The 24,998-nt window shown below is 33.5% G+C and carries 20 protein-coding genes and 1 pseudogene; 7 read left to right on the top strand and 14 right to left on the bottom strand.

The window, feature by feature from the left end; translation table 11 throughout:
- Positions 1 to 38 precede the first annotated feature (38 nt).
- Positions 39 to 869: a bifunctional 2-polyprenyl-6-hydroxyphenol methylase/3-demethylubiquinol 3-O-methyltransferase UbiG gene (locus DG435_RS20075; protein ID WP_106793648.1), complete on the bottom strand. Its 831-nt coding sequence runs from the start codon at positions 867 to 869 to the stop codon at positions 39 to 41.
- Positions 870 to 1,199: 330 nt separating this feature from the next.
- On the opposite strand from DG435_RS20075, the gene DG435_RS20070 reads away from it, so the two are divergent.
- Complete coding sequence (locus DG435_RS20070; protein WP_106793649.1) at positions 1,200 to 2,822, top strand: amidohydrolase; 1,623 nt, start codon at positions 1,200 to 1,202, stop codon at positions 2,820 to 2,822.
- On the opposite strand, the gene DG435_RS20065 is transcribed toward DG435_RS20070, so the two are convergent.
- A complete protein-coding gene (locus DG435_RS20065) occupies positions 2,819 to 3,490 on the bottom strand; it encodes an RNA polymerase sigma factor (protein ID WP_106793650.1) in 672 nt (223 codons plus the stop codon). The two genes, DG435_RS20070 and DG435_RS20065, sit on opposite strands and share 4 nt — an antisense overlap.
- A gap of 111 nt (positions 3,491 to 3,601) precedes the next feature.
- On the opposite strand from DG435_RS20065, the gene DG435_RS20060 reads away from it, so the two are divergent.
- Positions 3,602 to 3,976 (top strand): hypothetical protein, encoded by a 375-nt coding sequence (locus DG435_RS20060; RefSeq protein WP_106793651.1) that lies wholly within the window; start codon positions 3,602 to 3,604, stop codon positions 3,974 to 3,976.
- A gap of 101 nt (positions 3,977 to 4,077) precedes the next feature.
- Here DG435_RS20060 and DG435_RS20055 read toward each other — a convergent pair whose 3' ends face one another.
- Positions 4,078 to 4,848 (bottom strand): hypothetical protein, encoded by a 771-nt coding sequence (locus DG435_RS20055; protein ID WP_234387137.1) that lies wholly within the window; start codon positions 4,846 to 4,848, stop codon positions 4,078 to 4,080.
- Between the two features lie 444 nt (positions 4,849 to 5,292).
- Between DG435_RS20055 and lodA the strand changes: the two genes are divergently transcribed.
- Genes lodA through DG435_RS20040 form a run of 3 tightly spaced genes read left to right on the top strand, consistent with a single transcriptional unit; the run spans position 5,293 to position 10,152 of the window.
- Positions 5,293 to 7,341 carry a CTQ-dependent lysine 6-oxidase LodA gene (gene lodA / locus DG435_RS25700; protein ID WP_159025657.1) on the top strand — a complete coding sequence of 683 codons (2,049 nt, stop codon included), beginning with the start codon at positions 5,293 to 5,295 and terminating at the stop codon, positions 7,339 to 7,341.
- Positions 7,304 to 8,485 (top strand): lysine-epsilon-oxidase maturase LodB, encoded by a 1,182-nt coding sequence (gene lodB / locus DG435_RS20045; RefSeq protein ID WP_106793652.1) that lies wholly within the window; start codon positions 7,304 to 7,306, stop codon positions 8,483 to 8,485. Before lodA ends, lodB begins: the two co-directional genes overlap by 38 nt.
- Positions 8,485 to 10,152, top strand: a complete 1,668-nt coding sequence (locus tag DG435_RS20040; protein ID WP_106793653.1) for an FAD-dependent oxidoreductase — start codon at positions 8,485 to 8,487, stop codon at positions 10,150 to 10,152. Before lodB ends, DG435_RS20040 begins: the two co-directional genes overlap by 1 nt.
- 166 nt (positions 10,153 to 10,318) lie before the next feature.
- On the opposite strand, the gene DG435_RS20035 is transcribed toward DG435_RS20040, so the two are convergent.
- Positions 10,319 to 11,029, bottom strand: a complete 711-nt coding sequence (locus DG435_RS20035; protein WP_106793654.1) for a bifunctional 2-polyprenyl-6-hydroxyphenol methylase/3-demethylubiquinol 3-O-methyltransferase UbiG — start codon at positions 11,027 to 11,029, stop codon at positions 10,319 to 10,321.
- Between the two features lie 137 nt (positions 11,030 to 11,166).
- On the opposite strand from DG435_RS20035, the gene DG435_RS20030 reads away from it, so the two are divergent.
- On the top strand, positions 11,167 to 11,661 hold the full coding sequence (locus tag DG435_RS20030) for a YkgJ family cysteine cluster protein (protein WP_106793655.1): 495 nt from the start codon (positions 11,167 to 11,169) through the stop codon (positions 11,659 to 11,661).
- A 161-nt stretch (positions 11,662 to 11,822) separates the two neighbouring features.
- Here DG435_RS20030 and DG435_RS25865 read toward each other — a convergent pair whose 3' ends face one another.
- Positions 11,823 to 13,253 carry a leucine-rich repeat domain-containing protein gene (locus DG435_RS25865; RefSeq protein ID WP_108840660.1) on the bottom strand — a complete coding sequence of 477 codons (1,431 nt, stop codon included), beginning with the start codon at positions 13,251 to 13,253 and terminating at the stop codon, positions 11,823 to 11,825.
- Between the two features lie 173 nt (positions 13,254 to 13,426).
- Here DG435_RS25865 and DG435_RS25985 point away from each other — a divergent pair.
- A pseudogene (locus tag DG435_RS25985) lies at positions 13,427 to 13,516 on the top strand (YkgJ family cysteine cluster protein); the annotation flags it as partial.
- 93 nt (positions 13,517 to 13,609) lie between these two features.
- On the opposite strand, the gene DG435_RS20015 reads toward DG435_RS25985, so the two are convergent.
- From DG435_RS20015 to DG435_RS19975, 9 genes are all read right to left on the bottom strand, one after another.
- Complete coding sequence (locus DG435_RS20015) at positions 13,610 to 14,290, bottom strand: Lipl32 family lipoprotein (protein ID WP_106793656.1); 681 nt, start codon at positions 14,288 to 14,290, stop codon at positions 13,610 to 13,612.
- Positions 14,291 to 14,568: 278 nt separating this feature from the next.
- The gene (locus DG435_RS20010; RefSeq protein ID WP_106793657.1) at positions 14,569 to 19,392 is read right to left on the bottom strand and encodes a hypothetical protein; all 4,824 of its coding nucleotides are present in this window, start codon (positions 19,390 to 19,392) and stop codon (positions 14,569 to 14,571) included.
- Between the two features lie 216 nt (positions 19,393 to 19,608).
- Positions 19,609 to 20,046: a hypothetical protein gene (locus DG435_RS20005; protein ID WP_106793667.1), complete on the bottom strand. Its 438-nt coding sequence runs from the start codon at positions 20,044 to 20,046 to the stop codon at positions 19,609 to 19,611.
- Positions 20,047 to 20,182: 136 nt separating this feature from the next.
- Positions 20,183 to 20,911, bottom strand: coding sequence for a hypothetical protein (locus tag DG435_RS20000; RefSeq protein WP_106793658.1), 729 nt, complete (start codon positions 20,909 to 20,911; stop codon positions 20,183 to 20,185).
- 111 nt (positions 20,912 to 21,022) lie between these two features.
- The gene (locus DG435_RS19995) at positions 21,023 to 22,093 is read right to left on the bottom strand and encodes a DUF6620 family protein (protein ID WP_106793659.1); all 1,071 of its coding nucleotides are present in this window, start codon (positions 22,091 to 22,093) and stop codon (positions 21,023 to 21,025) included.
- Positions 22,094 to 22,125: 32 nt separating this feature from the next.
- The gene (locus DG435_RS19990) at positions 22,126 to 23,166 is read right to left on the bottom strand and encodes an SPFH domain-containing protein (RefSeq protein ID WP_106793660.1); all 1,041 of its coding nucleotides are present in this window, start codon (positions 23,164 to 23,166) and stop codon (positions 22,126 to 22,128) included.
- Between the two features lie 20 nt (positions 23,167 to 23,186).
- Positions 23,187 to 23,951: a hypothetical protein gene (locus tag DG435_RS19985; protein ID WP_106793661.1), complete on the bottom strand. Its 765-nt coding sequence runs from the start codon at positions 23,949 to 23,951 to the stop codon at positions 23,187 to 23,189.
- Positions 23,952 to 23,973: 22 nt separating this feature from the next.
- A complete protein-coding gene (locus tag DG435_RS19980) occupies positions 23,974 to 24,180 on the bottom strand; it encodes a hypothetical protein (protein ID WP_074408254.1) in 207 nt (68 codons plus the stop codon).
- Positions 24,181 to 24,289: 109 nt separating this feature from the next.
- Positions 24,290 to 24,973, bottom strand: a complete 684-nt coding sequence (locus DG435_RS19975) for a Lipl32 family lipoprotein (RefSeq protein ID WP_106793662.1) — start codon at positions 24,971 to 24,973, stop codon at positions 24,290 to 24,292.
- Positions 24,974 to 24,998 lie beyond the last annotated feature (25 nt).

Below are 24,998 nucleotides of genomic sequence, written 5' to 3'. Positions count from 1 at the left end.
AATAGTATGAGGTATAGATTTTGGTACTACCCAATTCCTTATTTTTCTGCTACAATAAACATTTTCTTAGCATCAGTAGTATAAGGTTCTTTTTGGTGACCACCTTCTATAGTTTTTATGTTAAACCCGACTTGTTTAAGCATTAGTTTGATTTCAAAAGGAAATATAATACGCCATTTCATACTATAGTTTTTACGTTTTACTGTACCGTCAGAAAGTACTTCATCATACCAGCCATATAATTCCTGGACTTGGTTTCTATTCATAGGTCCAGATGCTGCAAATCTTGTATACGAATTACCGGTGTGAGAATTTTTTCTTGTAAAAAATGGTTTAGGTATGGCATCACCAGATAGGTTTAAAATAAATGGATTCATAAGGTCTATTGCTATTAATCCACCTTTAGATATATGATTGTAAATGCTAGATAATGCCTTACATTGACTATCAAAATCAGGAATACACATTAAACTATTAAACGCACATATTACCAATTTATAATCTGTTTTATCTAGATTTAATATGGTTATATCTTGCTCAATTAATTTTATGTTTTGACGAACATCTTCATTTTCTCTTTGAAGGTTATTTTCGAATTGTTCTAATATACCTCTGGAGTTATCGACTCCAGTAACATGATAACCTGCTTTGGCCAATGGTATAGTTACACGCCCCGATCCACAACATAATTCGAGAACCTCTCCATTATTTTTTGTTGCAAAATCAAGAAAACGATCGACATCATATTTAAGACCTTGTGAGGAAACAGTATCATCGAAGTTTTTAGAAAAAATTGAGTGTTCTTCTGATGGGTAATCACTATCATAATACTGTATTGAAGCATGATCCTTTGGTAAGTTTGTGTTCATAATTTGTTTTTAAGGTATAACTGTTTCGAAAAAATTATGTAGTATCTCTATTCGTTTTTTGATTGATTGTTTTATGATGATTGTAGATTTTGCTATCTCAAAAGTATTGTTTCCTTTTATGAATAAATCGTGAGTTTTGGTATCAAACGGTCTCACTTTTATGAAATGAGACAATTCTTAACAGTTTTTATAAATTTGTGTACTATACGGTTATTCAAAAAAGTGGTTTAGGTATATGTGTCTCGTAATTTTCTTAATTATATTAAGAAAACCTTAACCACTACACACATAAGATATATTTACATTTAGAGCTTTAAAAACTCGACAATAATGAAAAAATTACCCTTACTATTGGTTATTACAGTGTTACTTTTTTCTTGCAAGAAACCAGTTGCAGTAGACTTATTGGTTATTAATGCGAATGTATATACTGTAGAGGATACAAGCCCAAAAGCAGAGGCATTTGCTATAAAGGAAGGTAAATTTGTTGCTGTAGGTAGTAACGATGAAATCTTAAAGGGGTATACGACAGCTAATACTTTGGATGCAGGAGGAAAGACAATAGTGCCAGGATTAATTGATGCACATTGTCACTTTTACGGTCTTGGACTACAACAGCAAAAAGTAGATCTTATGGGAACCAAAAGTTATGCAGAAGTGTTAGATAGGATTGTAGCTTTTCAGAAAGAAAAAAATGTATCATTTATTACAGGGCGAGGATGGGATCAAAATGACTGGGAGGTAAAAGAATTTCCGACCAAAGAAAAATTAGATAGTTTGTTTCCTAATACCCCTGTAGCGGTAACCCGGGTAGACGGCCATGCAATGATAGCAAACCAAGTAGCATTAGATCTTGCTAAAATTACTGTAGATACTAAAGTAGCAGGAGGAGAGATACTTCAAAAAGATAGAAAACTTACTGGTGTATTGATCGACAACCCTATGGGATTGATTGGTGCAGTTATCCCTAAACCTACGGTTAAGGAGCAAATACAGGCTTTAAAAGATGCCGAAAAAATTAATTTTGGCTATGGATTAACTACTGTAGATGATGCAGGATTAAGCCCCAAAGTAATCAGACTAGTAGATAGCTTACAGAAAAAGAATGAACTTAAAATCAGGATGTATGCTATGGTAAGTAATGTACCCAAATATGTAGATTATTATCTGAAAAATGGGGTGCATAAAACAGATAAGTTAAATGTTTCCTCTTTCAAAGTATATGCCGATGGTGCATTAGGGTCTAGAGGAGCTACATTAAAACGACCATATACAGATAAGGAAAATCATTATGGAGCTATGGTCATAGGAAATGATGATTTTAAAACTCTGGCAAAACGATTGGCAGGGTCACCTTTTCAAATGAATACTCATGCTATTGGGGACTCTGCCAATGCAGTAGTAATGAAAACGTATTATGATGTGCTTCAAAATAAATCAGATAGAAGATGGAGAGTAGAGCATGCCCAGGTTGTTGCTCCCGAAGAATTTGAAATCCTTAATAATAATCTGGTCATGAGTGTACAGCCAACTCATGCTACAAGCGATATGTATTGGGCAGATGAACGATTGGGAGAAGAACGTATTAAAGGAGCATACGCATATAAAAAACTATTAGAAAAAACAGGTAGAATTGCTTTGGGAACAGATTATCCCGTAGAACATGTAAGTCCATTCTATACTTTTTATGCAGCAGTAGCCCGAAAAGATCTAAAGCAATACCCAGAAGGTGGTTTTCAAAAAGAAAATGCACTTAGTAGAGAAGAGACCCTAAAAGGAATGACTCTTTGGGCAGCATATAGTAACTTTGAAGAGTACGAAAAAGGAAGCATTACCGCAGGTAAATTTGCAGATTTTGTAATCCTTGAGGATAACATCATGGAAATTGATGAAGATCAAATCCCAAATATAAAAGTGAAAGCTACTTATATTGATGGAGAAAAGGTGTACTAGATAGCATTCATTACTTTATCTACGATAGTATCACATTTGCTAAATCCAAATTCGAAAATGTCAGTATCCAGGGAGAGTTCATAGAGTTCTTCTCTAATCATATCTTTGGCACGATGTAGGCGAACCTTTACATTAGAAACTGTTAACCCTAAACAATCTGATATTTCTGCCATACTCATACCTTCAACCTCTCTAAGAACATAAACGGTTCGGTATTTTACATCTAATAGATCAATAGTTTTTTCTAAGATCTGTTTTGCTTCTTGTCGTATCATTTTTTTCTCGGGATTTAATTGTTCAGCATCAGGAATCTCGAGAATAAAATCATTCGGTACGCTATTTTCTGATTTATATAAGTTAAGATATTTCCCCTTTGTTTTTAATCGAGCCAGAGTTTCATTTATTCCAATTCGTATTAACCAAGTAGAGAATTGCGAGTTGTGCTTAAATTGGTAGAGTTTTTCATAGGCTTTGAGATAAGTATTTTGCATTATATCTTCAATTTCGGTCAGATCGTTAATATAACTTCGGATAACTCGATATAGTTTTTGATTATTTCTTCTTAACAAGATTTCATACAATTCTTTTTCTCCAGAATGAATACGGCATATTACATCAGAATCTGATATTTTATGAGTTTTATAATCATTGATTTTAATGGGCTCCATAGCTTGTGATTTATAGCTTAGATGAAAAACGGCACAAAAAGTTACAAAACTTTGTAACCAAAAGAGAGATTTTTTATCTAAAAACCGAATAACAAAAAAATATTTGAAATTATGGATTCGCAGATTAAGACAGTTTTTAACCTATTAAAATACACATACGGTCTTGTACCTATAGTTGCTGGATTAGATAAATTTACCAATATACTTACAGACTGGAGTCAGTATATTTCTTCTGGATTTGCAGGTGTATTGCCTTTTGAAGCCAGAACGTTTATGATTATCGTGGGAGTGATCGAAATTATAGCAGGTATTATGGTGCTTTATCGCCCCAAGATAGGCGGATATGTAGTTATGGGATGGTTAATTGCTATAGCATTAACTCTCCTGTTTAGTGGACATTATATTGATGTAGCGGTAAGAGATATTGTAATGGCGATAGGAGCATTTTCACTGGTGAAATTAGCTAATTCTGATAGTCGACAATAAAAATATAAGCAGATTAGAAAAGAGAAAGATTAACTTTTAGGAATGCCAGTGATTTTTTTCAAGAAAGCATCATCAGAATAAAAAGGTGGTGCTTTTTTATTTTATCTACCTCCATTTGCTTGCAGATCGGCAATACATTGGGCATCTAGTTCTGGAATTACATCACCCATACCCATCATCCCACTACCAAACTCTATAGCGGCTTCCATCAAACAACTTGATACATTACAATGATTACTAGCATTCGGATCCTCATGTTCGGATTGTAGAGGAGTGCCTAGGTTTACCAACCCCATTAGATGAGAAAATTCATGATTTAGAGTGGCAGTTTCTACAGCACTAAGTGACGGAGAATTTGGCCTCGTACTTAATGCCCGTAATGTACCTTCATAGATTACCATCGAAGTATTTAGGTATGCAGAACCTAAAGTTACTTGTTCATTGGTGTCATTTTCTTTGCTTCCATCAGCAAAATACACATATACAGTGATATCGTCTTCCTTATTAAATAGTGTTCTGGTGGTGTTTTCTATTTCTGCTATCTCTTCAATAGAAAAAGGAGCTTTGCCAGAGGAAGGTACAGAACGTTGTGTGATCGTAATTCCGTCGGGTTTAAATAACCGGTCTTGTAAAAATTCTCTAAACCCTTGTATTGCTGTTGTGGTAGGCTCGAATCCTTGTACAGCTATAATCTCAATAGTTAAACTATTAAAATTGGTTGCGCTTAGTAGATCATTAGCAGAACTACCCAGAGGTTTCTTGTTTCCTGATTGCAATGCGTTTGTAACAAGTGTGTTATCATCATCGTCAGAACATCCAATGAGAATAAAAGAAGAGATCAATAGGTAACCAATGAGCTTTGTTATTTGCACAGGATTTCTTTTTAAAAGGTTATGATTAGTAAGTAAACGAACTTACATCGCGTCTTATTTCTAGTTTAACGTTGTTTTGTTAAATGGTTTCTTTGCCACAAAGATTGTACCATCAATGTTGTTAAGAAGGCTTTGGTTTTTGAAAAGCTATATATGCATCTAGTTTTAAGTAGTTTATAAATATGGAGTTAAGTACAGACCTATAACCGTATTTATACGTGTTTTTAGAGATAAAGCCATTTTTTTGGAATTTTCAGCAGTATTGAAGGCTGATTTTTAAGTACATTTAGTATAAAAACACTTTTCATATCAAACTTATAAAAGTCTTATTTTTTTGAAAAAACAAGTATAGTTACAAATATGTAAATAGCATTTTCTAGAAAAAATCTTTTTAAACATATTCTAGATCTTAAAACCAAAAATTAACCAAAAAATTAAAATCAAATGCAATTATCCATTCACCCATCTATTGGAGTTGCCCGATTAGGAAACAGTACAACTGAACTTTGTTTATCACCAGATCAGATAGGAGGACTTCCTTTTGATTGTGATGAACATGGGAATCTAACAGGGCCAATCAAAGAATTTAAAGATGCTAAAGGTCTTATTAAAAGACAGGGGCAACCTTTTAAAATATTTGATGAAAATAAGAATGAAATCACTCTGGATTCTGAACATATCAAATCCATTGAATGGACGGTACACCTTGCTAATAAAAAAGCAGCATGGTATCAGTTTAGTGAACTGGAAGGGAATTTATTATTCGGCCCTGAAAACAGTTATGAAAATCGCGATGTACCCTTACGAAATCCTGATACGACCGATAGACAAACCCTGATTATAGATCCGGGGCCTAGGACTATCGTGGGAAAGAATAAATCAATCGCTTTTGATGAGGAAAATGTACCAAATGGATATCCAGCACGATTCCCTCCTTCAAAGGTAAAATATGGATTACCTGTAGAAAAATTAGGAGATTTATTGACAGATGATAAAGGACGACTCATTGTATTTGGTGGATACGGGCATGCAGGAGGAAATGAACCCTTAACAAGTTATGGAGGCTCTAATACCTGGCACGATGATATTTCTGATGGAACGGTATATTGTACCGTTACAGATACAGATGATAATGAATATAAGCTTTCAGCATGGGTTATTGTAGGATCTCCTGATTTTGCTCCAGAGATTGTAAATATTTCTACCCTGAGTGATACGATGTTTGATGTTGGGGTGCGTAATTTTGATTTGGATCCAGATATGTATTCAAAGGCTACAGGTGAATGGAACACCAATTTTATTGTAGATTTTAAAAGAGACATACTTCCTATTATCAATAGGATAAGTCGTTACCAATGGGTTTCCAACGTTCAGTCTATGATGGCATTTACTAGTAATATTTTTGATTTTTCAGATCCATCAGATGGAAATAAAGAAAACCGTAAGCAATATCTATCTTATTTCAGAAACAATGATGCCCAACCGCCAGTGCCTCCACATTTACCACAACAACAATTGTTTAAAGAAAATGGAGGTGATATCTTTCCGATGATGCCATTAAATTCTGGTAGTAATTCTGTAAGCAATATCAATGTCAATAAATTTATGGCATTAAATGAAACCCAATTGTTTTTATTAGAACAATGGGCAGAAGGAAAATTTGTTAATAATGAAACTCCACAAGCATATCCTATCAATCCAATGGATACGGTAGGAGTAGGAAACTGTGTAGGGTTACCGATGTGTCCTGGTATTGAAGTTACATGGAGTATGCAAAATGATGTAATTTATGAGGCACCGTATGTAATCAAACAGTATGAAAATGAAGATTATTATGCGCAACATGGATTGAACCCTTCTAGAGATGAGAGTGAGGGCGGTGGATGTGAACCAGGAGATTTAACCAAAAGAATGGCATGTCCATGGCAAGCCGACTTTTTTCAATGTACAGTTCAGCATATCAATTTTACCGTACCCTCAATTAATAAAGTAACACTTAGCAATGGGACTAATGTTCCGTTACCACCTACTTACTATACATATTGGTGGCCGCCACAAAGCCCTTGGGATGTGATCGTAGGTGAATTTACAGATAAGGGACAAGGACAAACACACTTGCCTGCTGGACAACAGGTCAATTATGCCCGTGGTATCAACAGTTTTGTACAAATGGTTGAGTATTGGTATGCACTTGGGTTTATCAGAGATAAAAATGGGGCAACTCCAGGATATCCATACATTGTAGAGACCGAAAGAAATAATGAACAATTCTCTTATAAAGAAGTGCCCGTAGGAGAGATCACTGGAAATGATGCTGATAATGACACCACTATACCTGTATTTTTTATTGAGCAGAATAAGCATGCAATAAAGAAGAAAAGCAATAAGGCAAAACTATTGATAGAGCACTTAGAAATGGTCGTGTTTAATAAAATTGAAATAGCACCAGAAGGGCTTGAAATGCCTAGATCTGGAACAAGAAGCAGAAGGTAAAATGGCATATCATTTTAAAACAGATGTACTTATTGTAGGTGGAGGCCCAGCAGGGGCTTCCACTGCATTAAGTGTATTAAAATATTCAGATCTTAAGGTAATGATCGTTGAACAAAGTGATTTAGACACTTTAAGGGTAGGAGAACAGGTAAGTCCGGCGATATTTGACTTACTTGCTTATATGAATATCTACCGAACAGATTTTGAAACAAACAGTTTTATATATGGTTATAACCATGTAGCTGCCTGGGGGAGTGCTAACCTGTCCTCGAGACATTCTATTTCAAGCACAGAAGAGGATAGTATACAACTGGATAGGAAAGCTTTTGATTTGTTATTATTGGAACGAGCTGATCAAAGAGGAGCAAGCATTTTACCCAGAACCAGATGTATTGACTTTAAGCAAACCAAAGAAGGAGACTGGACGATTGAACTTAAGCATAAAACCAAAGGTGATATTTTGGTAAAGGCAAACTTTTTGGTTGATGCTACAGGACGGCAAAATGCTGTGTCCAGAAATTTGGGATTAAAACCGCTAAAAAGTGATGAATTAGTAGCAATAGGGACTTTTATAACTTTTGAAAAAGGAAAAGTGCCTGCGCAAGAAGTGTTATTGGAAACAGTAGAAGAAGGTTGGTGGTACTGTGCTACCTTACCCAATGACAAAATAGGACTAACACTATTTACAGATGCAGGAATTGCAAAGGAAAAACAACTTCAGAAAACACATCAATTTAATCAATTACTTTTAAATACTAGATATATCAAAAATAAAGTAAAACAGGGGGTTTCATATCAATCGCCCTGGGTACGGAATGCTTTTTCAAAATTGATAGATATTACTCCGATAAAAAATTATATCGCCGTAGGTGATGCCATAGCGTCTTTTGATCCCATTTCTTCTATGGGAATTGGATTTGCCCTCAGTTCAGCTTGTCACGCTTCCAAAACGATCATTGATTTTGAAAATAGCAGGGACGATACGTATAGGTTAGATTATCAACACAATATCAATGCTATTTATAAAGATTACCAACAGACTAAAAATCAATTTTATACAACAGAACAACGCTGGAAAGAAACCGAATTTTGGCAACAAAGATTGATGAGTGATACTATAAAATCAAAAATAAAATCATACTGATGATACAAGAACCTTTACACACAGTTTCAGAACTACTGAAAGACAATATTGATGCATTTTTAAAAGAACTGAATAGTCATCTTCCATCAAACATAACAATATCTACCAATTGGGGAGAATTAGATAACGTGTATAAACATAATAAGAATAGTCAAATTTTTAATAGAAGACTTCAATACAATCCTTTTGTTATCGTGTATTGCGAAAACGAATCTGATGTAGTAATTACGTATAAAGCAGCTATAGGTAACAAATTACCAATTCGAGTTCGTGCTGGGGGACATGATCATGAGGGAGAATGTACGGGGACAAATGTGGTATTGATTGATGTTTCAAAAATGGCTTCGTTAACTATTGATCCGATTACCAAGATTGCCAGTATAGGCCCAGGTATTCGCTTTCAAACGCTTACTTCTAAGCTAGCAGAACAAGATGTGATGATTCCGCATGGTACTTGTGCCACTGTAGGAATCGCTGGCTTTACTATGGGAGGTGGCTGGGGCCCATGGACCCGTAAAATGGGAATGTGCTGTGAACATCTGGTTGGGGCCAATATTCTATTGGGTGATGGAACCCTACAAAAGCTGGATGTAAAAAATGGTTCTGTGCCTGAATTACTATGGGCACTTAGAGGAGGTGGAGGTATGAGCTATGGTATCATAACAGAATTACGTATACAAACCTTTATTTTACCTGCTGTACTACATCGTTTTGAGGTAGAATGGAATTGTTATGAAGATAAGGAACCAGATACATTAAAAGAAGAAGTACCAACAATTAGAATATTGCAAAAATGGGAAGAGTTAATCGAGTCACCAAATACTTCAAACCTTATTGGAACTAACTTGAAAATAAATGGGAGACCATGGGATACAGGAGAACCTGTAAATATCAACACAGTATATAATAATTGTGTTTTTTATGGGTATTGGGAAGGAGATGAGAATAGCTTATGTAAGTTTATAGATAAATATCTTAAAGAAAAAGTTTCGCCTTATACTCTTACCATAGAACCTGCAACTGGAGCAGATTATGCACATAAAAACCAATATGGTTCCCATTTAATGGGGAACTGGGACCGGGAATCACACAACAAAGTTTTAAATAAATTAGGGTTGCTTAGAGAAGGAGCTCCTTTACAACCAGATTATGATATGCCTGCTCCTCATAAAATCACATCAAGATTAGTCAATACTGATGGATTAGATGCTCAAGGTAAAAATGGCTACAAAGCCTTGTTCGAGAGTTTATTTTCTAATCTTATTTTAGATGGTAACAGAAAGTTGGGATTATTTACTTATGTGACTTTAGGAGCTATTGTTGGAGATTATTATATGAAAAATGCAGAAAATACGGATAGTGCTTTTCCTTATAAGGACAAACTATATACTATACAATATCAATGCTGGTGGAATATGAAAAAAGAGGAGAAGGAAGAATTTCAAGATAACTTTGTGTATGATAGAACAAATCGTTCATTAGATTGGATAGAAACCAGTAGAGATTTTGATATTCCTAATACTTCAGGGGCTTTTATAAGCTTTAAAGATAGTTCAATCCCAACTAAAACTTATTTTGATAAAAGTTACGAACGTTTAAAAGAAATAAAAGAAACCTATTCCAAAGATCCATATAATCATTTTAGAACCCGAAAAACGATTATCTAAATAATGGAGTGCGACAAATTTCACTTGTTGAGTATTTGGATGTGACCACAAGGGTTTTTACCAACGCTTCATCTCGCTGTCGTTGCAATTCCTTGCGCTTTACAAAAAAAAGCTCAGGCTATGGGATTTTCACTTAGGGCTTCTATACCTTGTCAAAGTAGAATTATTATGCTAAAGTAAATCTGGCCAGGTAATCATTATTTTCTCCTTCAACTATTAATTCTGATAGAAAACCATTGGTATTAGCTGCATTTTGAAGTGTGTTATAATCAATGTATAACCAATCAAACCATTCTGATTCTTGTTTTTTATATTTTAATTTATATTGCATTTCTCCATAATATCCGGCAGAGGCATCTACCCAAAAGCCTCCATCTTCATCTTGAAAAAGGTAAGAAATGTCTGATGAATCCATTAAAATTTGCCCTCCCGGTGCGATAAGTGTTTTAATATGAGTAAAAAACCGATCAATATGATCTAAAGTACCAATGATACCACTGCCATTCATTAACAATAGTATGGTATCGTATGTGGCATTATTATGATCATAAATATCTTGTACCATGGCATGATGTATCCCTCTTTTTTTACAAACCTCGATAGCACCCTCAGATATATCTATAGCTTTTATGTCTAGCTTTTGATCATTTTGAAGAAACAAACTATGGCTTCCGGCACCACAACCTACATCTAGTACTTTTCCGTATGAAAGCTCTAATGCTTTTTGTTCTATTCCTGGCATTTCGGCATACGCTCTAAACAGGTAAGGGATGGGGATATGATCATCATCAAAATCATTTGCCTGTACAACAATATCTTCTGTGTATTCTTTATTGTAAAAATCTTTGATGGCTTTTCCGAAGATATCTGTATTCATGAGGTGCGGTTTATGATTATGGGAAACGTTTTTAGGTATTGGATTAAAATATTTTTAAAGATTTTAATTGGTCTTTATTAAAACTGAATATGTTAGTAATTGGTAATCAGAACTCTCAAAAGTCTTACTTTTGCAGTATGCAAGAATTCATAGACCAATTACCAAAACTGGCCAAAGATAAACATAACGAGAACAAAAAGTTCTTTGCTAAACTTAAAAAAAGACCGCCTAAAAAACTGGATCATATCATGCAGGAGTTACATGATGAAGAGTTTAGTAACACAGATTGTTTAGAATGTGCGAATTGTTGTAAAACAACTGGTCCATTATTTACAGATAAAGATGTAGAGCGTATTGCGAAGTTTTTAAAAATAAAACCCAGACAGTTTGAAGAACAATACCTACGAACAGACGAGGATGGAGATTTGATATTACAACAAACACCATGTACTTTTCTTGGGACCGATAATTACTGTGCGATTTATGAGGTAAGACCAAAGGCATGTAGGGAGTACCCTCATACGGATCGTAAAAAGTTTCAACAGATATCTAATCTAACGTTGAAAAATGTAGCAATTTGTCCTGCAGCTTATACTATTGTAGAAAAAATGAAATCTAAAATGCCTTTGTAGACATATATAAAACAATTATTCCCATACATTCTTTTAAGAAACATATGGGAATAACCGTTGGTGTGTGTATTAAATTAGGTTGTATATACTATCATTCTTTTTTAAAGGTTTGAAATTAACTTTCGGATACTAGTAATATTTTAATAATATTAATTACTTTTTTAAGGTGTACAATCACTAGAATATGAAGCGGTATTGTCTTTATACCATCCTGTTAAATAGGTAGCATCAGGATCATCTACCTGTATACAGGATAAAGCAGTGTTAGATTGTAATTCTACCCATGAAAACTTATCGTTGTTCCCGTTTTTCATATTTAGTGCGGTAAGTTGATTGTGGTTGCACAACAGCTCAATTAATTTGGTGTTTTTACTTACATCCAGTGCAGTGAGTTGATTATGGTTGCACGACAGCTCAATTAATTTGATATTTTTACTTACATCCAGTGCAGTGAGTTGATTTCTGTTACAATACAGGTAAGTTAATTTGGTGTTTTTACTTACATCCAATGCAGTAAGTTGATTGTTGTCGAAAGACAGAAAAATTAATTCGGTATTTTTACTTACATCCAATGCAGTGAGTTGATTGATGCTACACCACAGATAAGTTAATTCGGTATTTTTACTTATATCTAATGTAGTGATTTGATTGTTGTTGCAATACAGATTAGTTAATTTGGTGTTTTTACTTACATCCAATGTAGTGAGTTGATTGTTTCTGCACCACAGATGAGTTAATTCGGTGAAATATTCAATTCCTGAAAGATCAGTGATACTTTTACTATCTATCCTTAGTTCTTTTACAACGTTGGCTTCATCTTCAGAGATTTCCCCATCGGTATTAGTATCTATGGGATTTGTATGTTCTATAAGGGCTTTTTTAAAATTTGCATCAGCAAAAGCGATGTTTTCAGTACCAATATTTTTTAAGTTTATAGTTATGCTGTTTTCTTTACTAATGTCCCCGTTTTTTATAAGTAGAGTGGCAGTAATTTTTGTTCTGGTTTCATAATCAAAAGGGGTGTGGTCTTTAACCGTAATTTTTCCTGTTTTTGCATCTATAGAGATAGCTCCTTCAGGATTTTCTGTTTTAAGGCTATAGGATAGTGTTCCCTGATTGGTAGAGGCATCTATGGTTCCTATTTCTTGTCCTATGGTTGGGTTTTCATCGATAGTGACTTCAAAGTCTTTTACGGTAATGATTGTTTCACTAACGTCTTTTAAGTTTATGATTATGTTGGCTTCTTTACTAACACTCCCATTTTTTATAAGTAGAGTGGCAGTAATTTTTGTTCTGGTTTCATAATCAAAAAGTATGTGGTCTTTAACCGTAATTTTTCCTGTTTTTGCATCTATAGAGATGGCTCCTTCAGGATTTTCTGCTTTAAGGTTATAGGATAGCGTTCTCTGATTGGTAGAAGCATCTATGGTTCCTATTTCTTGTCCTATGGTTGGGTTTTCATCGATAGCGACTTCAAAGTTTTTTACGGTAATAGTGGTTATTATGGATGTTTCTGGGGTGTCATCGTCATTAGAGCATGCGATCATAGCGATAGTCATGATCATGATCATACTATATTTTATTTTTTTCATTTTTTATATTTCAACAATGTTAATTTTGGTAAAAGGAGTAAGGTTATTTTTTGTGAAATTAGATATTACTGATGTTTCATTGTCCTGATTTTTTGAATTGTCAAAGAATCAGGACAATGTTTAATGTTTTATTACTTGAATCTATGACATTATAAAAAAAGATGACAAAGCAACAGATATCTAATTTAACGTTGAAAAATGTAGCAATTTGCCCAGCAGCTTATACTATTGTAGAAAAAATGAAGTCTAAAATGCCTTTATAGGCATATATATAAAACAATTATTCCCATATATTCTTTTAAGAAATATATGGGAATAACCGTTGGTGTGTGTATTAAATTAGGTTGTATATACTATTATCCTTTTTTTAACTCTTCGATAGTTTTGGCCATTACAACTCCTGGTAATTTAATAGGAGCAGCAACCTGAGCTATGAAAGTACCTTTTACCTCACCAGTTTTGTATGTTGTGAAACCGATACGGTATAATCCAGCAGTTAATGCTTTAAGAGGATCTCCAACTTCACTTTTATATCTTAATAGCGAATTGTAACTACTTCCGCTTGGCTGTTTAGGCATTTCGCTGCTATCATCATTACGTTCTAAAACAGTCCAATTTGCACCTTTTACAGCTTCTCCAGTAATTTTATCCTTACTTATGATATCAGAACGTTCTAAAGTAATGTAGGTGTCAAAAAAGTCACTAGATCCAGCATTTTCTGTATATCCTGCAGATTGAGTAGCTCCTTTTATTTTGTTTTTACCTACGGGAGACATCATTCTTATACCAAGCTCTGGAGCTACAGCAGGAACCCAAACATATATATAATAAAATTTCTTACCATCTTTTACTTCATCTTCATTACCTGGCGCAGCATATCCAAGATATGTTACAACATCTGTATAAGGCACTTTAATAGTTTTTGGGCCTATCTTTTTTTCTGTTAAACCACCAAATTTCTTTAGTTTTTGTGCTTGAGCATCAATAGAAGTTCCTAAAGCAAATATGCTTAGTAAAATTAAAATTTTTGTTTTCATAAATAATTGATTTGATTTTAGTGATAAATACACACACTTCTTATCACTATAGGTTAGTGTTATGATAATCTATGATTATCAATTTAATTACAAATATGAGAGTTTATAATTAGAATAGAATATAAAAGATGATACAATTAGTTTGAAACAGTAATTGTTTTGCATTACATTTTCTTTAGTATTCAACTAGTATTTTACTCCAATTCTAATCCCTACTAGTATAGTAAGTTCCTTTTTGTAGATTTGTGTGTTAATGATTTGTTAATTTTTTACAACAATTAAGTGTTATCGCCATCTTCAACATCATTGATTATTCCTTTATTGGTAGAGATTTCATCCATCATTTCTGAAGAATGCCCACTTTGCTTAGCTTTTTGTACATAGTTTAACGCTTCTTTTGGATTTTTAAGTTTATAATATATCTCTGCGATATTAGCAAGATACATGGGCTCATTGGTTGCGGTTAATGCGGCATTTTTAAAATAAGGTAATGCTTCTTCATAGCGTTTCTCTACATCTAATGCACAACCGGTTAGATTGTATAACCGTGCAAGTGTTACTGCATCATGAGAAGCCTTTTTGATATACTCCTCTTGTTTTTCGAGATATGCGGGAATTCCTTTTTTTAACCAAAGCAAGCGTGCTTTTAGAAAATAAGCCTGACCAAATTCTGGATCTATTTTTAGAATGGCATCCCCTTTTTGTTCTGCCAATTCTAGATCTTTATTTTTTAAATCATTCCAGGCAGCCTGAAGTAATGCAAACTTACTTTTTTCCTTGATTTTGTATAAGTCAATTTCTTCAGAGAATTTGTCTTTGTTTTGAGTGATAGCCTCAACAATGATTTCTGCTATGCTTGCCAGTTCTGGCCTTTTCTGGATATGCTTATAGGTGTAATGAATGAAGTTAAAAGCTAATAGCCTGTCGTGATCATAATTTTCATCTTTGGATATGTTATTAGATAGTTTTTGGATGAACATATTCTTAAAATCTTCCCCATAGATGTGTTCTCCTTGTTCAAATAATACATCTATAGTAGTATACCATGATTTTTTATAAGGCTCAGGTTCTATAGTGTTATCCCAAATAGGTTTTTCTTCTTCAGATTCAAAACTTTGTAGTATGTGTTTAACCTGTTGTTTTCGATATAATTGTAATAAGAATGTTTCTTCGTTTTCATAATCATCATCTCCAAAAAGATCGTCATCGTATTCTTCATTATATCTTTTACTTGAATTTGCTCTAGAAATCAATTCCTCTGGAAATTTTTCGTGGCCTAACCTGATAAGCATATCACATATAGGTACGATCATATTTTTTATACGATGATTTTGCCCTTTATCTGTATCAGATTCAAATTGCTCAAAAATTTCTAATAACTCCTTTTCAAATGATCTTATAACTGCCAAAGGAAGTTTGGAAATATTAATTATATTTCTGTGTTCATCACCGATGTAATTATAATAGTCAAGAACGTCATATGTATCAGTTAATAATTTTTTGATATGATTGTGGATAGATTTATGAGAATATATTTTATATCTATAAGCCAATTTAGCCATTAGAGATTCATCATTTAAAGTATCTAAAATATCTAATAAAAATGCTTTGATCTCAGGATCTTCAGAAAATTCGTCCCATAGACCATATCCGTTATTTACAAGAATCGATACATATCCTTCTTTTATATTGGGAACATTTGGTGTTTTTTCTAAGACAGGTTTTGCGATACTATATTTTGCTCCATTAAATATGATACTTCTAACAATTTTTCGGTCAGGATGAGAAGCAATGATTCGAAGTACTTGGTTTTTTAATTTTCTAAGATCTTTAGAATCATCGTTTTCTTGTTTTGGTCCAAAAACCGGCCCCTGAATATATGATGGTTTGATTTTTGTCGAACTGCTAGAAATAGCTTTTCCATTTTTTAAAGAACCAGAAGTATTTCTAATTTCATCTTCTGGGTTTTTCAGATTAAGTATATGTATCAACTCTTCAAAAACACCTTCTTCGGTAATCATTCTATTTTCTAACTGTTTGATAAGGTTGTCATTACCACTAAGTATAATGCCTTCGGCAGTTTCAGGATCTTGTGATGAACTGATTTCACGATAAGGATTCCAGTCGTGATCAGCGAATTCTAAGTATCGGGATTCATTATTTATAAGTATCGAAACATGTTTTGCAGTCATTGTATTAAAACTATCATACGAGATGATTTTATCTATGATACTATTAAGATCATAGTTCATTTTCATGATCTGGGGATCAAAATTCATACCTAGAGTATCTGAGAAATATGGATAAATGCTAAAATTAGAATAAACCATGGGGAGTTGAGATTCCTCATAAAAACTAGATACTACCGCAGGACTTGAGCATTCCTGAAAAGAAAGTGATATTACTCCATAATCTGGTTTGTGCTCCATAACTACTTTTCCGATACTGAAATCGGGATGATTTTCTACCAAATGTTCAAAACACTCAATAGCCATCTTTTCTAATATATCCTGAATATCAAATTCTTGTTTCTGTTGAGCAAGGTTTTTATCTTTTTCTAAAATGCAGATATCATATGGAGTAAAACCGATAACAGTATCTCCATCATACATCGTTGCTATATTACTGGTTAATCGTTCGTAATATAAATTTTCTTTGTTTAAACTTTCTAACCAATTTACAAGTGTAATCTTACCGTTGTCTTCTTTAGATAGCGTAGTAAATAGAAACTCGTTACCGGTACTACATAATGGGATATCAGGTTTTTCTGAAAAATAATAAATAGGAGCAAGGTCGTCCCAGTTATGACAGACAAATTTCGGATCAGCAGGATTACTTATATCTATTACAGATCGAGTAACCATATAGTGCTCAAAAAACTCTATATGCATATCTCCGGGTGTCTTATCTTCTATAATACTAGATAAATAAGTTGGATTGCTTTTATCCTGAATATCCAGTAAAAGAACCAAGCCAGCACCGGCACCAACAACCAGAAGATCATCGTTAATATGAAGGCTATATCCGCTTTCTATAAATACATCTGAAGAAATCGGATTGGCATCCGGATTAGAAAGATCAAAGATTTCAAGGTATTCATTATTACAAACATACAAGTGGCCATGAGAAATATTGAGATTACCATATTTCGGCATTTTTTCAATATTTCTAATACTATCCTCTATAGGGGTAATAGAATTTCCCTGGATTTGGTATCTTACTATTCCCTCATTATAGACTGAGACATATACTACTTCGTTATGATAAGAATAGTGATAGCTTTTTTCCTTGTCTAACTGAATGATAGTATGTTTTACGATCTCATAAGAATCTGTAATTTCACCTATAAAAAGTTCTTTATCATCATTTACAGCGATGAATTGTTTCTTGCTAATAGGCACAGCCCAACTTAAATCAACATCTTCGATTTTATGAGATAGATAATAACAATCTTCATAAGGTACTTTTTCTATTTCTTGTTTATCGGTTTCGGGAATAATAAGCGAAGATACTTTTACTTTGGATTTAAAATCTTCTTTCTCTTTTTCTTTTGCTAAATAATCATCATATACTTGAAACATATAAGGAGAATCGGCAAACTCTTTTTTAAATAATGTGTGAGTATTACCAGAGAAGGAAATTCTCTGAAAGCAATATAAAGCATTATCTTTTTCTCCAAGAATTGTATATAATTTGGTTAATGCTATTGCTGCTCTAGCTGCTGAGGTATATCCTTTGTTTTCTGACATAAAAGAAATGAGTTCATCTTTTAGTCTATTAAGTTCACCTTTCTGATCTTGATATAGTCTGATATCAAATAACCACTTTGGCAATAATGCATCTTTTTTGGCGCTTTTGCTTTCAATTGAAACATAACACTCATCAAATTCTTCTTTGCGATTCAAGAAATATAAGTTTTCTAGCAGATGTACTTTATAATGATCTGATAATTGCTTTATAGATTTAAGAATTGCTGTTGATTCTTCATATCGTCCTTCAGAAAATAACCTGGCGGTTAAGAATTTTTGAAGATCCGAATAGTTTTTATTGGTATCAGGTAAGAGTTTTAGTGTTTTTCTGAAAGCTTCTTCACCATAATTATAAAGCTTTTCTTCTGCTTTATATGAGATATCCAGATTATGTTCCTGTATAGTGTTTAGCCATTTTGTGAAATCAGCTTCGTTATTGATAGGATCTGGAACCTTCAAAGGGTCTATTATTTTATTTGGAAACTGTGCCATGAATTTATTAAAAGCACTAAAAAAAGCTTCTTCTGGTAAATCACCTTCTTCTTCTTCGATATGGCCTCCATCTAGTTTCCAATCTTCGAATTCATCGGTTAATCTAAAAATAGCTTTTTCCCTATGTTTGGATTGTATAAAGCCATACTCGATATTTTTGATGTCATAGGTGTATATATTGCTTTCTTCTTGAGAGCCTTCGTATATATTGCTTTTGGGATAAAATAAATAAAAACCAGTGTCATAAAACTTTAGATATGGATAGGTTAATTTTGACTGAGGCAACGCAAGCATCACATTATAAAACGGACCAGAACCATTAAGTTGATTAAAAGCCAGTATTCTTACATTATCGTCCTGTTTAAAAGTTAGTTTATGTGTGACAAAACCAACAACATGTTTGAAATCTTTTTGAGTATAAGAAGTAGCTACTTTTTTTATCGCATTTTCAATTTGTAAAATCAATTCTTCACGCAAGCATATTAAATAACTTTTATATAATTGGTCGGATATATGGTCAAAAGTAAGCGCAGGCTTTATCTTTGTATATTTTTTTTTCTGCTCAGTTGCCTGATCAATAAAAGAAGTATCTAATTCTTTTCTTTTCTCAAAAGCCGTATCTGCAATATCTAACCATTCGGATATTGAAATTGTACCAATATCCGATGCATCATCGTATTCAGATCCATAATAATACTCGTCCCAGGCATTGTTATAGGTTACTTTAAGTACATCAAAAGTCTTATTGGGCGAAATGATAATCATTCGTAGCTCTTCTGGATTAATTTTTCCTGAAGCAACAGCTTGATCTATAATTTCTTTAAGTTGTTTTTGGATGAATGTAGTGATGTTTAATTGCATAACGTTTTTTTTCTATAGATTAGTGCTGTGATAATTTATAATCTAGTTGCAAAATATGAGCGTTTATTATTAGAACTAAATGTCTTATTTATATGTGATTATGTTGCTGTTGATACGTATTGAATTGATTATAAAATTGTTCTCAATTTTAACAAAATAGTTTGATTTTGTTGGTTGTAAAACAGGATTTACTTGTTCTTTATTTCTATGTTCTTACTACATATAGAATAAGAAAGAGGCTACAATCTGCAAGCAGCCAATAATGATTCCTAAAACTCCTAACTTACGTTGTTTTGATGCTGACTTTTCTCTTAATTGATTTGCTTTTTCTTTTGTAGCTCCATTTTTAAATACGAAAAACTTGTTAATTGAACGGAAAACTAACATGAAACCTAATACAGCTTCCATAATATTCCCAACTAATAAGGTGATCCACCGGATAGGAAATGTTGTTATCCATTCTATATTTAAAATTGCCGAAATGACTCCCCATACACCCCAGAAACAGAATATAAGTCCGATCATAAATCTGATCAAGCTTGGCAACGGTTCGATTTTTTCTAAAAATTCTTTTACCTCTGGTTTTTTTGATAGTAATAATGATGGTGCTGCTACTATAATACTTAATAAAATTAATGTGATTCCAAAAATCATGGTTTTTAGTTTTAAAGTGTTAGTACTTATTTTTTGATCCCTGTTTTGAAGTCTAAAACTCACAGTACAAAGATGAGAGGTATAGGTTTTGAGGGTATACTTTTAAAAAAACTATCTTTTATAAATTATTTTGGTATTATATCATTTTTTCCAATTCAGGAAGCTTGGTGTCAATTTCGATTTGTCTTTCTCTGCATTCTTCAGATTTATTACTTTGGGGATGATTAACAAGGAAACCATTAAGTGCCATTTGCATATCTTTAAGGTACCGTATTTTTAGTGAAATTTTTTCGGTTTCCTGATATTTTTGCCATGCTTCTTCAACATATTTATATTCTAATTCTTGCCGTTCTAATTGTTTAATTTCTTTCCATCCTGGTAATAAGTCTATTAATTTCTGAGAATTTGGAAAAGCTTTAATAGTTTCTTCAAGATCAGGAACAGCAGCATATGCTGGCCTTAAATTAGTATCAGAAAAGAAAGCGATGGCTTCTTGTTCACTATCTCCAAGAAAAACAGTTAAGATTTCATTCCACCCTGTAGAAATAAATAAAAAACTACCATCGGGTATTGTCTTATCGGTAGTAAGCTTATACATGTTTTCTTTTTCTAAAGGCTCTATATTGAAATTTATATCTTCATTAAACCCTCCCAAAGCTAGTTTTCTCGCTTGAGCTACCAGATATCCACTTTCAAAATTTTGAAGATATACAATAATCTCTATTTGATCATTTTCTCTTAGTACAGATGGAACCTTGTTAAGATGTCTAAACTCTGGAAAGCTGGTATTGTTAATCGTTACAAATGCCAGATAACTATCTTTACTCTTAATATGTATTCCGAATTGTTTGATATTATTTTCCATGATTATTTTTTGTTTTTAAAAACAAGATGACCTGATTTCATCAGATTTGCAATGTAGTGTAATTGGGTTGCAGATGAATCTCAGGCCATCTTACATAAAACTCTATTTCTTTTAAAAATCGATATCGTCTCCTGCTTTTTCCGAAGCAAATTCTGCATTGTATTTTTCCATTAATTCTCCCATTTTTAATGCCATACGAGTATCTGTAGCCATTTTTGGAGTCCAATGCATACCTACAGAACTCCAATCGGTAACTGTAAGTCCGTATTCTTGCAAGATTGAAGCTGCATCTTTTCCTTGCGCCGCTCCCATATTTTGATGACACATAACTTTAATATAAAGTTCGAAATCTTCATAAATATCACTATTTCCGGCAGGAGAACCAGTTTCAGATTCTTGATCGGTTCCTGCATCTGCAAATTTGCCAATGTTCGAATTCATAAAAGCATCACCATATACCTTAGAAATCGCAAAAGTTGTATCCTGAGACATTCTTGCGGTCCATTCTGCAGATACTTCATCCCAGATTGGTTTTTCTGTTCCTACAATTTTAAGTACTTCTTCTAAGCCCATACCTCCAGCTATTTTTGCATTAGCAGCGGCCCAGGTTTCCATATCAATGCCATTAATAGGATCTAATAATCCACCAGCTTCTGCTGCTTCTACATGAGCATCCATCTGGGCATCCAGTTTAGCTTTTTGTTCTTTTAAAAAGTTGTCAGCATCGTCGTATGCTTTTTCTTCAGCAGAATCTAGTAATGCTATTCCCCATAAAAAGTGGTCTTCATCAGAGAATCCATATTCATGAATCTGATCATTAAATTCTGAAAGGTCACTATCTTTAAGGTTTTTGATATCATTAAGGATATTGGTAGCATCATCATGAGAAAGCTCACGAACTTGCTCTGGCATTTCGAGTTTATTTACATATCCATATCTTCTGATACCCGACTTAAATTGGTTATTAAGATCCACCCAATGTGGTTCATTTAAGTTTGGTTTAAATGGCCAAACATCATAATCTTCATCATCTTCAAGATCCTGAAAAGAAAGATCTGCACATGGCCATGTTGTGTAATCATAACTATGCCAATCCATACGATCTAGGGTCATTAGATATTGTCTATATTCGTCTTTTTGCTTTCCTGAAACGTCTTGATATAATTCATTAACTGTACTCATAATGTATAATTTTTAAAGATTGATTTTTGTTTTTAGAATTGAGATAATATTTCCTGTTTCTTCAGTTTGTATTCCTGTTCGTCGATTAGGCCAGCATCAAATATTTTCTTAAGTTTTTCTAATTTTTGTACTGGGTCATCGTTTTGGGGTTGAGATTCAGGTTGAGGAGGAGGAGTATTTTGTTGAGGTGTGGATTGCTGCCCTTGATTATTCATCATATTTCCGAGCATTTGACCCATTCCTAATCCAGCCCCCATTTGCATACCGATATTACCACCACCTTCATTTTTTGCCATATTTTTTAATGCCTCAAGTTGCTGGTAATCCTGGTAACTTACACCAAGTTCTTTCATTGCCTGGGCTTCGGCACTCATATCTGCAATTCGACCAATTCTTGTTTTGGTTTCTTCATCAAAACTGGTTCCTTCTATCCTGAAATCAAGTAGTTCAAAACCTAATTCATCGAAGATTTGTGCACTCGAATTCTGAGAGAATGATGCGATTTCATTACGATGTTTATCAATTTCTACATAACTAAATGAAGCGTTGGCAAGGAAATCACTGATAGGTTGAGTAATTCTGGATAAAATAACTTTTTGTATCGCTTTTACAGGATAGTAGTCGTCACCTGCAATAACATTGGTGAAAAAATCGACTGGTTTCGTTATTTTGAAAGAAAAATTACCAAAAGCACCTAATCCTACAGGAAAATTATAAACAGGATCTTTATAGGTGATAGGAGAAGGGGTTCCCCAGCGTATATTTTGCATTTCTGCTTTTCTGTAGAAGAAGATTCCCACTTTATGAGCAGACTCAAAGGTATACATGATATTTTTGATGGTCGTCCAAAAAGGAATATTGCCTGTTTTAAGATCGTAAAGCCCTTCTTCTTCAAAAACGCCTTCTACTTTGCCCTCGTATACAAAAAGACATCCTTGTCCAGGCCCTACGATTAATTTTGAAGCATTTTTAATTTCGTCCCCGTTTTCTGTCCATTTTTCAAAAAGAGTTTCGGGTTTCGGGTTTTGCCATTCGATTACCGAACGTAGTTGACTTCTAAATGAATTTGACATATTTTTTTTTTTTAGGATTACTAATAGTTAGTTAAGAATGCAGTTTTAGCTTTGAGATCTTTTTCGTACCTATCTTTATAATCTGGTATGATTTCGATTCTTTTCTTTAAGTAGGTTTCTACATATTTTTGATATAGAGTTGCTAATTCCTCGGTACCATACGTTTCTGAATCTTGTACATAATTTTGAAACTTAAGTTCTTCATAATGCAGATAGTGTTCTAAAGCAGCCTCTTCTCCAAGAGCATGAATAGCAAAATGTTCGATGTTTCTGGCTTTAGTTCCTGGCTCGAATGTGTTTACAGTCTGACAATATTCACAAGTACTGTAATAGGATCTGAAAAAATTATCTTTTACCGGGAGTTTAGCTTGACATTGGGTACAACAAAAATCTTTGGATAAAGTGTCTTTTACTTCTTTTAGTAATTTTTTTGCAGCATCTGCAAAAATTTTCACTTCGTATGATTTTAGTTTTTGTTCAAGTTCAAATTTTGTTAGATACCCTTTATCTCTTTCTTGTATAAATTTTTTAGAACCAAATTCTGCTCCTGCATCTTCAAAAGCTTCTTCGACTTTATCTTCCCATGTACTATCTATTTTCCAGATAAGTTCATTGGCTTGAGAATAAATTCCTTGCCAGGCATTGTGAAATGTAGTGGTTTCAAAATCAGTCGCTTCAAATAATAAGGGCAATACAGCTTCTGTTTTTTCTAATATCTCCTCGAATCGATCTTTGATTTTTTTAAGGAAGCCATCCCATCTATTTTGTGTTTCATTAATTGACATATTTCTAAAAGATTATTATTTTTTAGTAAAATTGGTCTCCACAGAAATCACAGTATTTAAGATCTGTGTCTTCGGGTCTTGCTGCTCCGCAGCTTTTACATCGTTTGGTTTCGAGACCTGCATTTGTTTCTTCATATTTTTTTGTAGAAGAGAGTGCATTGGCCAGGATATCATCGAGAAGATTTTTTTTTTCTTCTTTAGAATTTTGTTTATCGTCGTTTTCTTGCATCTTAAAATTGGTGGTTTAGAGAAAAGACATTCGAAAAGAGGTTATTCCTATGTTTTTTGAACCAAAAAGCATAGGAATAACCGTAGGTGCTACTATTCCAATTTACGTTTTATAGTCCCTTTTTCAAGTCTTCGATAGTTTTTGCCATTACTACTCCAGGTAATTTGATAGGAGCTGCAACTTCTGCTAGGAAAGTACCTTTTACCTCACCAGTTTTGTATGTTGTAAAACCGATACGATATAGTCCAACAGTTAGTGCTTTAAGAGGATCACTTGCTTCGCTTTTATATCTTAATAGAGAGTTATAGCTGCTTCCGCTTGGTTGCTTTGGCATTTCGCTGCTATCATCGTTACGTTCTAGAGTAACCCAATTAGCGCTTTTTACCGCACCTTCATTAATATTATCCTTACTAACAATATCTGAACGCTCTAAAGTAATATAGGTGTCAAAATAATCAGTTGATTTTGCATTTTCTGTATATGCTGCTGATTGTGTTGCTTTTTTGATTTTGGTTTTCCCCACAGGAGACATCATTCTTACACCAATTTCTGGAGCAACAGCAGGAATCCATACATAAATGTAATAGAATTTCTTACCGTCTTTTACTTCATCTTCATTACCAGATGCAGCATATCCCATATAAGATACAACATCTGTATAAGGTACTTTTATGGTTTTTGGACCTATCTTTTTTTCGATAGAACTACCAAACTTTTTTAATTTTTGAGCTTGGACATTTAGATTGCTTCCAAAAGCGAGGATAACTGCTAAGATTAAAATTTTTGTTTTCATTTTTTTGATTTTATGTGTTAATTTA

The sequence above is a fragment of the Aquimarina sp. Aq78 genome, from assembly GCF_900299525.1.
Lineage (GTDB): Bacteria > Bacteroidota > Bacteroidia > Flavobacteriales > Flavobacteriaceae > Aquimarina.
The sequence above is the reverse complement of the archived record's forward strand: the minus strand, read 5'-3'. Positions and strand labels throughout refer to the sequence as shown.

Coding starts and splice junctions, on each gene's coding strand:
- DG435_RS20030 (WP_106793655.1), top strand. CDS start 11,167: ATGCAAGAATTCATAGACCAATTACCAAAACTGGCCAAAGATAAACAT.
- DG435_RS20005 (WP_106793667.1), bottom strand. CDS start 20,046: ATGATTTTTGGAATCACATTAATTTTATTAAGTATTATAGTAGCAGCA.
- DG435_RS20060 (WP_106793651.1), top strand. CDS start 3,602: ATGGATTCGCAGATTAAGACAGTTTTTAACCTATTAAAATACACATAC.
- DG435_RS20040 (WP_106793653.1), top strand. CDS start 8,485: ATGATACAAGAACCTTTACACACAGTTTCAGAACTACTGAAAGACAAT.
- DG435_RS20070 (WP_106793649.1), top strand. CDS start 1,200: ATGAAAAAATTACCCTTACTATTGGTTATTACAGTGTTACTTTTTTCT.
- DG435_RS20075 (WP_106793648.1), bottom strand. CDS start 869: ATGAACACAAACTTACCAAAGGATCATGCTTCAATACAGTATTATGAT.
- DG435_RS20035 (WP_106793654.1), bottom strand. CDS start 11,029: ATGAATACAGATATCTTCGGAAAAGCCATCAAAGATTTTTACAATAAA.
- DG435_RS19975 (WP_106793662.1), bottom strand. CDS start 24,973: ATGAAAACAAAAATTTTAATCTTAGCAGTTATCCTCGCTTTTGGAAGC.
- DG435_RS20015 (WP_106793656.1), bottom strand. CDS start 14,290: ATGAAAACAAAAATTTTAATTTTACTAAGCATATTTGCTTTAGGAACT.
- DG435_RS20010 (WP_106793657.1), bottom strand. CDS start 19,392: ATGCAATTAAACATCACTACATTCATCCAAAAACAACTTAAAGAAATT.
- DG435_RS25865 (WP_108840660.1), bottom strand. CDS start 13,253: ATGAAAAAAATAAAATATAGTATGATCATGATCATGACTATCGCTATG.
- lodA (WP_159025657.1), top strand. CDS start 5,293: ATGCAATTATCCATTCACCCATCTATTGGAGTTGCCCGATTAGGAAAC.
- DG435_RS19980 (WP_074408254.1), bottom strand. CDS start 24,180: ATGCAAGAAAACGACGATAAACAAAATTCTAAAGAAGAAAAAAAAAAT.
- DG435_RS19995 (WP_106793659.1), bottom strand. CDS start 22,093: ATGAGTACAGTTAATGAATTATATCAAGACGTTTCAGGAAAGCAAAAA.
- DG435_RS20000 (WP_106793658.1), bottom strand. CDS start 20,911: ATGGAAAATAATATCAAACAATTCGGAATACATATTAAGAGTAAAGAT.
- DG435_RS19990 (WP_106793660.1), bottom strand. CDS start 23,166: ATGTCAAATTCATTTAGAAGTCAACTACGTTCGGTAATCGAATGGCAA.
- DG435_RS20065 (WP_106793650.1), bottom strand. CDS start 3,490: ATGGAGCCCATTAAAATCAATGATTATAAAACTCATAAAATATCAGAT.
- DG435_RS19985 (WP_106793661.1), bottom strand. CDS start 23,951: ATGTCAATTAATGAAACACAAAATAGATGGGATGGCTTCCTTAAAAAA.